This is a genomic window from Nocardia lijiangensis NBRC 108240, from assembly GCF_001613045.1.
Classification (GTDB): Bacteria; Actinomycetota; Actinomycetes; order Mycobacteriales; family Mycobacteriaceae; genus Nocardia; species Nocardia lijiangensis.
In genome coordinates, this window is record NZ_BDBP01000101.1 from 25433 (window position 1) to 37493 (window position 12061).

The window sequence follows — 12061 nt, forward strand, 5'->3', positions numbered from 1 at the left end:
TCAGTGGATTCCCTCGGCGAGCGGCCCGAGCGCGAGCGCGGGCAGGAAGGTGAGCGCGACCAGGACCACGGTCACGCCGACCACCAGCCCGACGAACTGCGGGCGATGGGTCGGCAGCGTGCCGATCGACGCGGGCGTGGTGCCCTGCTTGGCGAGTGATCCGGCGAGCGCGAGCACGAAGATGATCGGCAGGAACCGGCCGAGCACCATGGCCAGACCGAGCGCGGTATTGAACCACTCGGTGTTGCCGGTGAGGCCCGCGAAGGCGGAGCCGTTGTTGTTGGCGGCCGAGCTGAACGCGTACAGCACCTCCGACAGGCCGTGTGGCCCGCCGTTCAGCATGCTCGCGCGCTGACCCGGCAGCGCCATGGCGATCGCGGTGAACGTCAGCACCAGCAGCGGGCTGATGAGGAAATACGAAGCGGCCAGCTTGATTTCGCGCGGCGTGATCTTCTTGCCCAGGTATTCCGGGGTGCGACCGACCATGAGGCCGGCGACGAAGACGGTGATCACCGCGAGGATCAGCATGCCGTACAAGCCGGAGCCGACGCCACCGGGCGCGACCTCGCCGAGCTGCATGTTGAACATCGTCATCATGCCGCCGAGGCTGGTGTAGGAATCGTGGAACGAGTTCACGGCGCCGGTGGAGGTGAGCGTGGTCGAGGCGGCGAAGGTAGCCGAATTCGACACGCCGAAGCGGGTTTCCATGCCCTCGGTGGCGGCGCCGATGGCCGTCGGCACGGTGCCGTGGTGTTGCAGCTGGAACAGGTTGGTCAGCGCGATGCTGGCCAGCGCGATCGTGCCCATCACCGCCACGATCGCGTAGCCCTGCTTGGTGCTGCCGACCATGCGACCGAAGGTGCGCGGCAGCGAGCAGGCGATGACCAGGATCAGGAAGATCTCGATCCAGTTCGTCCAGGTCGTCGGATTCTCGAACGGGTGGGCGGAGTTGGCGTTGTAGAAGCCGCCGCCGTTGGTGCCGAGTTCCTTGATCACCTCTTGGCTGGCGACCGGGCCTCCGGTGATCGTCTGCTGCGCGCCCGTGATCGTCTGGGCGACCTGATCGTGGAGCTGGAAGTTCTGAATGACACCGCCCGCCACCAGCACGATCGCGAAGACGAACGCGATAGGCAGCAGGATGCGCAGCGTGCCGCGCACCAGGTCGACCCAGAAGTTGCCGAGGTCGCTGGTGTGCCTGCGGGCGAAGCCGCGCACCAGCGCGATCGCGACCGCCATGCCCACCGCGGCCGAGACGAAGTTCTGCACCGCGAGCCCGGCCATCTGCACCAGGTGGCCCTGGGTGGACTCGCCGGAGTAGTTCTGCCAGTTGGTGTTCGTCACGAAGCTGACGGCGGTGTTCCAGGCCAGCGCCGGTGTCATCTCGGTGGCGGGATCGTTCAGGTGCAGCGGCAGTTTGCCCTGGATCAACTGAAAGAAGAACAGGAACAGGATGCCGACCGCCGAGAACGCGAGCACACTGCGGGCGTAGACGCCCCACGTCTGCTCGACTTCCGGTTTCGCGCCGATGGCGCGGTAGATCAGGCGCTCCGCACGGGAGTGCTTGGCGCTGGAGTAGACGCGGTACATGTAGTCGCCGAGTGGGACGTGCACCAAGGCCAGCGCGAGGACAAGGGACGCCACGAAGACGATCCCCGCGGTTGTCGAGTTCACCTAGAACCTCTCGGGGAAAAGCAGGGCCGCGACCATGTAGACGGCGACGAGGACGGCGAGCACGAGACCGATCAGGTTCGCGGTCACAGCTTCTCCACCCCTCGTTGAACCAGCCCCAGCAGTGCGAACACCGCGACGGTAAGCGCCGTGAACACCACGACAGACATGACTTTCCGACCTCCTTGCGGCTCCAGGGTGCGGAGCGCACAGCGAGTACAGCGCCGAATCGGGGTCGCCGCTGCCTCCCTGACGAGTTCTTAGCGCCCCACGGCGCGGCATTGACGGTCCGTTAACGGGGAGCGTGGACGGACGCTGCTGCTCATGGGAGATCCATGATTCGTCAGGATGTGCTCCGGTCCGGGCAAGGATGGCGTCAAGGACGGGGGCGTTGACGTCAAGAGAACGTAAAGATCCGCGGTCGGGGGCGGTGCCGGCGGTATTCGTGGAGTAGCCGGTCAGGCGGGGCATCCAGCGCAACCGGCGCCCTGCCTGTTCGTGGAGAGGATCGCCATGTCCACCGTCACCGTCGCGGTGCTGCTCGGATTCGTGTGCTGCGCGCTGGTCATTCGCGCGTTCGCGCCGCGCGGCGAGGTCGCGTCGCCACGGCGGGTAACCGTCGACGCGCGGCGCGCTCGGTCGGGGAACGCAGTGGCGGGCATCGATGCGTGAGGGCCGACGCGGCGCGACGTCTGATCCGAAGGATTCGCGGCGTGGCTGCTCGAACGCGCGATGATGGACATGTGAAACGCGGTCGGCTTCGCATCTACATCGGCGCCGCGCCGGGTGTCGGCAAGACCTACGCCATGCTCGGCGAGGCTCACCGGCGGCTGGAGCGCGGCCGCGACGTGGTGGCCGCGGTGGTGGAGACGCACGGCCGGGCCAAGACCGGGGAGTTGCTGGCGGGTATCGAGCGGATTCCGCCGAAGATCATCGAGTACCGCGGTGCGCGTTTCCAGGAACTGGATGTGGACGCGGTGCTGCGCCGTGCGCCCGCGGTCGTGCTGGTGGACGAACTCGCACACACCAACACCCCGGGCAGTGCCAACCAGAAGCGCTGGCAAGACGTCGCGGAGCTGTTGGACGCGGGCATCGACGTCATCTCGACGGTCAACGTCCAGCACCTGGAGAGCCTCAACGACGTCGTCGAGCGGATCACCGGGATCCAGCAGCGCGAGACGGTCCCGGACGCCGTGGTACGCGGCGCCGAACAGGTGGAATTGGTGGACATCACGCCGGAAGCGCTGCGCCGCAGGCTTTCCCACGGCAACGTCTACGCGGCCGACAAAGTGGACGCCGCGCTGCGCAACTACTTCCGGCCGGGGAACTTGACCGCGCTGCGCGAACTCGCGCTGCTGTGGCTGGCCGATCAGGTCGACGCCGCGCTCGCGAAGTACCGTGCCGACCACCACATCACCGAGCTGTGGGAGGCGCGCGAACGCGTCGTCGTCGCGGTGACCGGCGGGCCGGAATCGGAGACGATCGTGCGCCGGGCGAGCCGGATCGCGACGAAATCGAGCGCCGATCTCGTCGTCCTGCACGTGGTGCGCGGGGACGGGCTGGCCGGCGTGTCGACCGAGCGCCTTGCCCGGCTGCGCGAACTCGCCGCCAGCCTGGACGCCTCGCTGCACACCGTCACCGGTGACGACGTGCCGAACACGCTGCTGGAGTTCGCCCGCGAGGTGAACGCGACCCAGCTGGTGCTCGGCACCTCGCGCCGTTCCCGGTGGGCGCGCATCTTCGACGAGGGCATCGGCTCCTCCGTCGTGCAGCGCTCCGGGAAGATCGACGTGCACATGGTCACCCACGAGGAGGCTCATCGCGGCATGCGCTGGCGCGCGCTGGTGCCGCGGCAGCCTGCGCTGGCCTGGCCCGCCGCGATCCTGGTTCCGGTGCTGGTGTGTGCGCTCAGCGCCACGGTGCTGGACGGTTTCCTCCAGCTGGGCGGTCTGAGCGCCGTGTTCTTCATCGGCGTCCTCGCGGTCGCGCTGCTCGGCGGCGTGCTGCCCGCCTCGTTCTCCGCGCTGCTGTCGGGTCTGTTGCTGAACTGGTTCTTCACCGATCCGCGCTACAGCCTGACCATCGCCGAACCGGACAACTTCGTCACCGTGGTGGTGATGCTGTTCGTCGCGCTCGCGGTGGCCGCGCTGGTCGACGTCGCCGCCAAACGAACGCGGCAGGCGCGCAAGGCCTCTCGCGAGGCCGAGCTGCTGACCATGTTCGCGGGTGCCGTGCTGCACGGCGCGGATCTGCCCAATCTGCTCGAGCAGGTGCGGGAGACGTTCGGGCTGCGGGCGGTGAGCATGATGTACGGCGAGACCGTCGTCGCGGAGGTTGGTTTGGAACCGCCAGGGCAGCCGAGCGCGGCCGACACCGTCATCGAGGCGGGAGACGGCACCAGCCTGCTGTTGCTGACCGGGCATACGCTCGACGCGGCCGACCTGCTGGTGCTGAACGCGGTGGCCAACCAGGCGGCGGGGCTGGTACGTCAGGCCAGGCTCGCGGAGGAAGCAAGCGCCGCGGCGGCGCTGCTCGAGGCCGACCGATTGCGCCGCGCGCTGCTCTCGGCGGTGAGCCACGATCTGCGGACGCCGCTGGCCGGGGCCAAGGCCGCGGTGTCCAGTCTGCGCAGCGACGACATCGAGTTCTCGCCGGAGGACACCACCGAATTGCTGGAGACCATCGAGGAATCGGTGGACCAGCTGACCGCGCTGGTGGGCAACCTGCTCGACTCCTCGCGACTGGCCGTCGGCGTGGTGAGCCCGCAGCTGCGGCGGGTGTACATGGACGAGGTGGCGCACCGCGCCCTGGTGAGCGTCGGAATGGGCGCCCGCGGCCTGCGCCGCGCCGCGATGAATCGGGTGGAGGTATCCGTCGGCGAGGTGTCGGTGCTGGCCGACGCGGGTCTGCTGGAGCGCGTGCTTGCCAATCTGATCGACAACGCGATTCGCCACTCACCGCCCGACACCCCCGTCCGGGTGACCGCCGAACCCGCAGGCGACCACGTCGCGATCGCGGTGGTCGACCGCGGACCCGGGGTGCCGCCCGGCGCGGAGGAGCAGCTCTTCGAGCCGTTCCAGCGCCTGGGCGACCGGGACAACACCACCGGCGTCGGGCTCGGCCTCTCGGTGGTGCGCGGTTTCGTCGAGGCGATGGGCGGCGTCGTGCACGCCGAACCCACCCCCGGCGGCGGGCTGACCATGCTGGTCGACCTGCCCGCGGCGGATCCGGCCGTCACGGTGGGAAGTGCGGTGGCGAGCGCGGACACCGGGCTCGTGGCGGGTGGAGACGCTGTGCCTACGGCGAGCAAGGGAGAAGGATCCGGCGAAGCGCCGGGGCAGAGTCTCGATCGGGCGTCGGCGAGCGGCGACACTGTGCCAGCGGCGGGCGACGACACTGTGTCCACCCCGGGCGGAGGGACTGTGCACGCGGTGGACGGTGCCACTGTGCCTGCGGCGGGCGACGGCGATGGGTCAGGCGGAGCGTCGGAGCGGAGCGGCGATCGGGCGTTGGCGGGCGGTGACCCTGCCGGAGAGACTGTGTCAGCGGCGGATGGAGGAACTGTGCCCACGGCGGGTGGAGAGACCGAGGCGATCGAGTGGCGCGGGTCCGACGCCGGGATCGGGCGCGCGTCGTCCGGCGCGGCTTCGGAGGAGCGGGTCGGCGCGGGGGAGGATGGCAGGAACGGCAAGGACTCGGCGCGGGCCGGGGGCGCACACGGATGACCAAGGTGGTGGAAGGTGTCGAAGCAGACTGGGCTGCAAGGGAACTCGCGGTGAACGAGGACAGGCCGGAGGCCGAATCGGCAAAGGCTCCGTCGACCAAGGTGCTCGTGGTCGACGACGAACCGCAGATCGTGCGCGCGCTGCGGATCAACCTGTCGGTGCGCGGCTACGAGGTCATCACCGCGGGCACCGGGGCGGCCGCACTACGCGCGGCCGCGGACAAGCACCCCGACGTCGTGATCCTCGACCTCGGGCTGCCGGACATGGACGGCATCGAGGTGCTGGGCGGACTGCGCGGCTGGACCAGCGCGCCGGTGATCGTGCTCTCGGCGCGCACCGATTCCGCCGACAAGGTGGAGGCGCTCGACGCGGGCGCCGACGACTATGTGACCAAGCCGTTCGGCATGGACGAGCTGCTGGCCCGGCTGCGCGCCGCCGTGCGCCGCGGGGCGACCGACGGCGAGACGGCCGATCCGGTGGTGGTGACCGAGTCGTTCACCGTGGACCTCTCCGCCAAGAAGGTCACCAAGAACGGAGCGCCCGTCCATCTCACCCCGACCGAGTGGGGGATGCTCGAGATGCTGGTGCGCAACAAGGGCAAACTCGTCGGCCGCAAGGAGCTGCTGCGCGAGGTATGGGGTCCGTCGTACGCCACCGAAACCCACTATCTGCGGGTCTATCTCGCGCAGCTGCGGCGCAAGCTGGAGAACGATCCCTCGCGGCCGAAGCACCTGCTGACCGAGGCGGGTATGGGGTATCGCTTCCAGGTCTGACGGCGTATGACAGCGTCGAGTCGTGAGTGTGGCCGGGATCGCAGTCAGGAATGGCGTCCGCACGCGCGCTGTTGGCAGGCGTGAGCCGTTCCAAACGAAGATGGCAGGATCGAACCCATGGCTGAACCAACCGTTGCCCCTGCGACCGGCACCACGGCATCGACCACCGTGGAACCGACCACCCTCTGGGTCGAGCGCACCGGCACCCGTGCCTACACCGGCCGTAGCTCGCGCGGCGCCGAAGTGCTGATCGGATCGCAGGGCGTGCCTGGTGTGTTCACCCCCGGCGAGTTGCTGAAGATCGCGCTGGCCGCCTGCTCCGGGCTGAGCGCGGACTTCGCGCTCTCGCGCAAGCTGGGCGACAACTTCGACGCGACCATCCGTGTCGCGGGCGACGCCGACCGGGAGAACGAGGTCTACCCGCAGCTCGACGAGGCGTTCGAGCTGGACCTGAGCGAACTGGACGAGGAGGCGCGCGAGCGGCTGCTGGTCACCGTGCAGCGCGCCATCGACAAGGTGTGCACCGTGGGCCGCACGCTGAAGGCGGGTACCAAGGTCACCCTCTCCTTCGATATCGACTCCTGACCGCGACGTCGGAGGTACGCACCGACTCCGAGCGCCCGGCCGCACCGATGTGCGGCCGGGCGTTCGCCGTACCCGGCCCCCTGCGGCGCGCGCGGGCGACGGTACGGCATCCTGAGCGAATGACTGAAACTCCGCACGGCGCGGCCGCATCCACCGACCGGGCCCGGCTCGGCGCCTGGGTGCACGGCACGGTGCAGGGCGTCGGTTTCCGCTGGTGGACCAGGTCGCGCGCGCTCGAACTCGGCCTGGTCGGATCCGCGCGCAACGCCCGCGACGGCCGGGTACACGTGATCGCGGAGGGCACCCGCGCGGCGTGCGAGCGTTTGCTGGAACTGCTGCGATCGGGCGATACACCTGGCCGGGTGACATTGGTTGTGGAAAGCTGGGAGCCTCCGCGGGGTGATTTGACCGGATTCGAGGAGCGCTAGTGGTGGATCCGAAGGGCATGGGGAGGGATCGGTGAGCACGCAGAACCCGGGCGACGGGAATGAACGGCGTCCCGACGAGCCCGCCGAGCCGCCGGAGTGGACCACCCCCGAGCTGAACGTGCCCGAGCCGCCTGACCTGCCGGGGCCGAGCGAGCCGGGCCCGCCCCCGCAGGGTCCGCGGCCGGGCAGCGTCCAGCGCCAGGAGCCCGGCGTCACCAAGCCCCGACCGCCGACCGTTGCCGAGGCGCGAGCCAGAGACAAGGCGCGCAAGCGCGCCGCCGAGGAGAAGCGCGCGGCGGAGGCGGCGGCCGAGGCCAAGAAGCGCACCCGCAAGCGCGTGCTGATCGGCGGCATCGCCGTGGTCGGTGTCGCGGGACTCGTCGGCGGCGGTTATCTGGCATATCGCGCGCTCACCGCGCCCGACGACGTCACCGCCTACTGCGTGAAGAACGAGAACGGCCAGGAGATCGTCGTCGAGGACAAGTACTGCACGCCGGGCACGGCGGGCTTCGTCGACGACAGCGGCGGCGGCAGTTCGCACAGCCACGGCGGCCCGATCATCATCTACGGCGGCGGCGCGCAGTACCGCTACTACTACGGCGGCAACAACACCGTCGGCAAGCCGCCCGTCGGCGGCTCCACGCTGAAACCCAAGGGGGCACAGATCACCACCAAGTCGGGCACCACCATCCAGCGCGGTGGACTCGGCAGCAAGAGCACCGGCGGCGGTGGCTCCTGATGCGTCGCGTCCGCGGCACGCCGCGCCAGGACTGGCAGCAGATCATCGAGGGGCAGGGACTGGTCTACGGTGCGCCGGGCCGCGACGCGAGCGGCCTGCCGCGCCCGTACTGGGACGAATCGGTGCACTACGAGTTCGACATGGCGGAGATCCTCGCGCTCGAGGCCGACGTCGAACTGCTGCACTCGATGTGCCTGAACGCCGTCGAGCACGTCGTGCTCACCGAACGGTTCCGGGATTTCGGTCTGCCGGAATGGAGTTGGGAGCCGATCGCCGAATCCTGGCGCCGCAGTGACCCGCACGTCTACGGCCGCTTCGATCTGCGCTACGACGCGCGCCGCCCGGCGAAACTGCTGGAGTACAACGCCGATACGCCGACCTCGCTGCTGGAGGCGGCGATCGTGCAGTGGCACTGGCTGACCGCGCTCCACCCCGACGACGACCAGTGGAACTCGTTGCACGAGAAGCTGGTCGAGCGCTGGGGTGAGCTGCGCGACCAGTTGCCCTCACCACAACTGCATTTCACCTGGTCCTCGGCCGACGCCACCGGCGAGGACAATGTCACGACGGCCTATATGCAGGAGACCGCGGCCGAGGCGGGCTTCGATACCATCGCGTTGCCCATCGAGGAGATCGGATTCGACACGGAGCTGGAGCGTTTCGTCGATCTGGCCGAGGCTCCGATCGAGTCCGTCTTCAAGCTCTACCCGTGGGAGTGGGTGCTCGACGACGATTTCGGCAAGCGCGTGGTGCAGAGCCTGCCGCAGACCATGTGGATCGAGCCGCTGTGGAAGACGTTGCTCAGCAACAAGGCGATCCTCGCGATCCTGTGGGAGATGTACCCCGGGCACCCGAATCTGCTGCCCGCCTACCTCGATCAGCCCAACGAGCTCACCGAGTACATCCGCAAACCCAAGCTGGGCCGCGAGGGCGCCAACATGACCATCGTCGGCGCGGGATTGGAGACCGCCACCGGCGGCGTCTACGGCGCCGAGGGCTTCGTGTACCAATTGCTCGACCCGCTCCCGGAATTCGACGAGATGCGGCCGGTGCTCGGCGCCTGGATCGTCGGCGATACCGCCGCGGGCCTCGGCATCCGGGAGACCGCGGGGCTGATCACCGACGACGGCGCGGCGTTCGTTCCGCACCGCATACCGACCGAATAGACCACTCCACCCGCACCGAACATTTCCGGAAGGACCACGATGACCGCAGTCGCCCTCGAATCGGGGTACTGGAGCGCGCTCGGCGAAGGCGTAGGGGCGATCATCCTCTACGCCCTTGTCGGCCTCGTGCTCATGCTCGTCGGCTTCTACGCCATCGACCTGACCACCCCGGGCGCCCTACGCAAGTTGGTGGCCGAGGGCAAGCCCAACGCGATCATCGTCACGGCGGCGGGCATGCTCAGCATGGCGTTCATCGTCGTGCTCGCGATCTTCGCGGCGGGCGGCAAGCTCGCCGAGGGGCTGATCGCCGCGCTGGTGTTCGGTTTGGTCGGCATCATCGCCCAGGTGATCTCGGTGCGGGTCGTCGAGCGCGTGCTCGGCATCGACATCGGAGCCGCACTGCACGCGGAAAAATTCACCATCGAGGTACTCGTGGTCGCGGCGGCCCACTTCGCGCTCGGCCTTGTGGTGGCCGTCGCCATCCTCTGACGGGACCGAAGGTGACCGTCGGTCGGGTCTAGTGGCCGCGGGCGATCCAGTCCGCCAGCGAAGGCTTCTCGGCGCCGATGGTGGTGCCCTCGCCGTGCCCGGTGTGCACCGTCGTCTCCTCGGGCAGCGTGAGCAGCCGGTCACGGATGGAATCGATGATGGTGTCGAAGTCGGAATAGGAGCGGCCGGTCGCGCCGGGACCTCCGGCGAAGAGCGTGTCGCCGGTGCACAGCGCGTGCAGCTCCGGCAGGTAGAGACAGACCGAGCCGGGCGAGTGGCCCGGCGTGTGCAGGATCTCGATCTCGGTGCCCGCCACCGAGATCCGCGCGGTGCCCGCGAGCGAACGGTAGCCGGCGTCGGGGTGGGTCATCCGCCACAGCGGCTCGTCCGCGGGATGCAGCAGGACGGGTGCGTCGAAGCGATCGCCGAGCTCCGGCGCGACGGTGACGTGGTCGTTGTGGCCGTGCGTGCACAGCACCGCGACGACGTGCCGCCCGCCGACCGCGGCCGCGATGGCATCGGCGTCGTGCGCCGCGTCCACCACCAGCACCTCGCTGTCGTCGCCGATGAGCCAGACATTGTTGTCGACCGCCCAGGTGCCGCCGTCCAGGGAGAAGGTCCCGGAGGTGACCACGTGGTCGATGCGCGCGCTCACCAGACCACCACCGAGCGCAGCACCTCGCCCGTGTGCATGGCGGTGAAGGCCCGCTCCACCTCGTCGAGCGCGATCCGCTCGGTGACGAACCGGTCCAGCGGCAGCCTGCCCTGCCGGTACAGGTCGACGAGCACGGGGAAGTCGCGCTCCGGCAGGCAATCGCCGTACCAGGAGGACTTGAGCGCGCCGCCGCGGGAGAACAGGTCGATCAGCGGCATCTCGATCGTCATGTCGGGTGTGGGGACGCCGACCAGCACCACGGTGCCCGCCAGGTCGCGGCCGTAGAAGGCCTGCTTCCAGGTCTCCGGGCGGCCGACCGCGTCGATCACCACGTCGGCGCCGAAGCCGTCGGTGAGTTCCTGAATGCGGGCTACCACGTCCTCGGCGCTCGCGTCGACGGTGTGGGTGGCGCCGAAGTCGGTGGCCCAGGCCAGTTTTCGCGGGTCGCGGTCGATCGCGATGATGGTGCGGGCGCCTGCCAGCCGGGCACCCGCGATGGCGGCGTCGCCCACCCCGCCGCAGCCGATCACCGCGACGGTGTCGCCGCGCGAGACGTTGCCGGTGTTCACGGCGGCGCCGATGCCCGCCATCACGCCGCAGCCGAGCAGCCCCGCGACGGCCGGGTCCGCCTCGGGATCGATCTTGGTGCACTGTCCTTCGTGCACCAGCGTCTTGTCGGCGAAGGCGCCGATGCCCAGCGCCGGGCTGAGCTCGGTGCCGTCGGTGAGGGTCATCTTCTTGCTCGCGTTGTTGCTCGCGAAGCAGTACCAGGGGCGTCCGCGTCGGCAGGCGCGGCATTCGCCGCAGACGGCCCGCCAGTTCAGCACGACGAAATCGCCCGTGGCCACGTGCGTGACGGCGGCGCCGACGGTTTCCACCACGCCCGCCGCCTCGTGGCCGAGCAGGAACGGGAACTCGTCGTTGATGCCGCCCTCGCGATAGTGCAGGTCGGTGTGGCAGACACCACAGGACTGCACTCGCACGACCACATCGTGCGGACCGGGATCGGGGATGACCACGTCGACCACTTCGACCGGGGCGCCGATGGCTCGGGCGATGACGCCGCGCACGGTTTCGGACACGAATCCCTCCTCTGTTCGCATGCCGCCGTTGGCACCCGGTCCATCTTGCCGCCGGTGCGCCGTCGACGGGCGCTGTCGGACGAAGTTCGGCCGAAGCCCGCGCGTGCCCGGAGTGATGTTCGACGCCGGGGTTGACATTCCACATTGGAAGGCGCACGCTGGGTTCAATATTCCACTGTGGAGGGTGGAATCGTCGATAGGAACTGGCATGGACATCTCGCCCGGTACCCGCGCCTCCGATGCCGAACGCGACCAGGTCGTGCGGCTGCTCGGCAGGCACATGGCCGACGGTCGCCTCGACCTGGCCGAATACGACCAGCGGGTCGCGCGCGTCTACGGCACCGCCACCCGCGACGATCTGCAACTGGTGCTCAGCGACCTGCCGAAACTGACGAAAGAGTCCGTCGCGCAGCCGAAGCCGCGGATCCCGCTGTGGCAGCGCATCGAGGGCGGCAGCTGGCTCGGCGTCAGCATCCTGGTGTTGGTCATCTGGGCCGCCATCTCGATCGGCGTCGGTGAATTCACCTACCCCTGGCCGGTCTGGGTCATCGGTCCGTGGGGCGCGGTGCTGGCGTTTCGCATGCTCACCGGCTGGGAATCGGGCCGCGCCTGCAAGCGCGCGGGGTAGTCACAGGTAGCGGTGCGCGCGCCGCCGCTCGGGCGCCGGCGGCGGATAGCTGCGCTCGGGCGGCTCGGCGGCATACCCGTCCTCGGATGCCGCCTCGTACGCGGCCGTCGCGGTGGGTCTGGG

At 69.3% G+C, this 12061-nt stretch carries 12 protein-coding genes and 1 pseudogene; 9 read left to right on the plus strand and 4 right to left on the minus strand.

From position 1 onward, the window contains the following. Both kdpA and NL1_RS40345 read right to left on the minus strand, forming a co-directional pair. Window positions 1-1671, minus strand: a complete 1671-nt coding sequence (kdpA, locus tag NL1_RS30065; RefSeq protein WP_067846392.1) for a potassium-transporting ATPase subunit KdpA — start codon at window positions 1669-1671, stop codon at window positions 1-3. Beyond that, the gene (locus NL1_RS40345) at window positions 1672-2139 is read right to left on the minus strand and encodes a potassium-transporting ATPase subunit F (RefSeq protein WP_218024508.1); all 468 of its coding nucleotides are present in this window, start codon (window positions 2137-2139) and stop codon (window positions 1672-1674) included. It abuts the gene before it with no gap. Between the two features lie 42 nt (window positions 2140-2181). Between NL1_RS40345 and NL1_RS37930 the strand changes: the two genes are divergently transcribed. The 8 genes and pseudogenes from NL1_RS37930 (at window position 2182) to NL1_RS30105 (ending at window position 9573) form a co-directional block, all read left to right on the plus strand. Next, the gene (locus NL1_RS37930) at window positions 2182-2340 is read left to right on the plus strand and encodes a hypothetical protein (RefSeq protein ID WP_156095127.1); all 159 of its coding nucleotides are present in this window, start codon (window positions 2182-2184) and stop codon (window positions 2338-2340) included. A gap of 71 nt (window positions 2341-2411) precedes the next feature. After that, window positions 2412-4889, plus strand: a pseudogene (locus tag NL1_RS30075) (ATP-binding protein); the annotation flags it as partial. 605 nt (window positions 4890-5494) lie between these two features. Beyond that, window positions 5495-6166, plus strand: a complete 672-nt coding sequence (locus tag NL1_RS30080; RefSeq protein WP_174553486.1) for a response regulator — start codon at window positions 5495-5497, stop codon at window positions 6164-6166. Between the two features lie 117 nt (window positions 6167-6283). After that, window positions 6284-6751 (plus strand): OsmC family protein, encoded by a 468-nt coding sequence (locus NL1_RS30085; protein ID WP_067846395.1) that lies wholly within the window; start codon window positions 6284-6286, stop codon window positions 6749-6751. Window positions 6752-6870: 119 nt separating this feature from the next. Then, window positions 6871-7179: an acylphosphatase gene (locus NL1_RS30090; protein ID WP_067846398.1), complete on the plus strand. Its 309-nt coding sequence runs from the start codon at window positions 6871-6873 to the stop codon at window positions 7177-7179. Between the two features lie 31 nt (window positions 7180-7210). Further along, window positions 7211-7918, plus strand: coding sequence for a hypothetical protein (locus NL1_RS30095; protein ID WP_067846401.1), 708 nt, complete (start codon window positions 7211-7213; stop codon window positions 7916-7918). After that, entirely contained in the window at window positions 7918-9084 is a 1167-nt protein-coding gene (locus tag NL1_RS30100) for a glutathionylspermidine synthase family protein (RefSeq protein WP_067846404.1), read from the plus strand. The genes NL1_RS30095 and NL1_RS30100 overlap by 1 nt, the downstream gene beginning before the upstream one ends. A gap of 39 nt (window positions 9085-9123) precedes the next feature. Continuing rightward, window positions 9124-9573, plus strand: a complete 450-nt coding sequence (locus tag NL1_RS30105) for a DUF350 domain-containing protein (RefSeq protein ID WP_067846407.1) — start codon at window positions 9124-9126, stop codon at window positions 9571-9573. A 28-nt stretch (window positions 9574-9601) separates the two neighbouring features. Here the strand turns inward: NL1_RS30105 and NL1_RS30110 are convergent, their stop codons facing one another. Both NL1_RS30110 and NL1_RS30115 read right to left on the minus strand, forming a co-directional pair. Continuing rightward, entirely contained in the window at window positions 9602-10228 is a 627-nt protein-coding gene (locus tag NL1_RS30110) for an MBL fold metallo-hydrolase (protein ID WP_067846410.1), read from the minus strand. Then, complete coding sequence (locus tag NL1_RS30115; protein WP_067846426.1) at window positions 10225-11310, minus strand: S-(hydroxymethyl)mycothiol dehydrogenase; 1086 nt, start codon at window positions 11308-11310, stop codon at window positions 10225-10227. Before NL1_RS30115 ends, NL1_RS30110 begins: the two co-directional genes overlap by 4 nt. Window positions 11311-11518: 208 nt before the next feature. Between NL1_RS30115 and NL1_RS30120 the strand changes: the two genes are divergently transcribed. Continuing rightward, the gene (locus NL1_RS30120) at window positions 11519-11938 is read left to right on the plus strand and encodes a DUF1707 SHOCT-like domain-containing protein (protein ID WP_067846413.1); all 420 of its coding nucleotides are present in this window, start codon (window positions 11519-11521) and stop codon (window positions 11936-11938) included. Window positions 11939-12061: the final 123 nt, after the last annotated feature.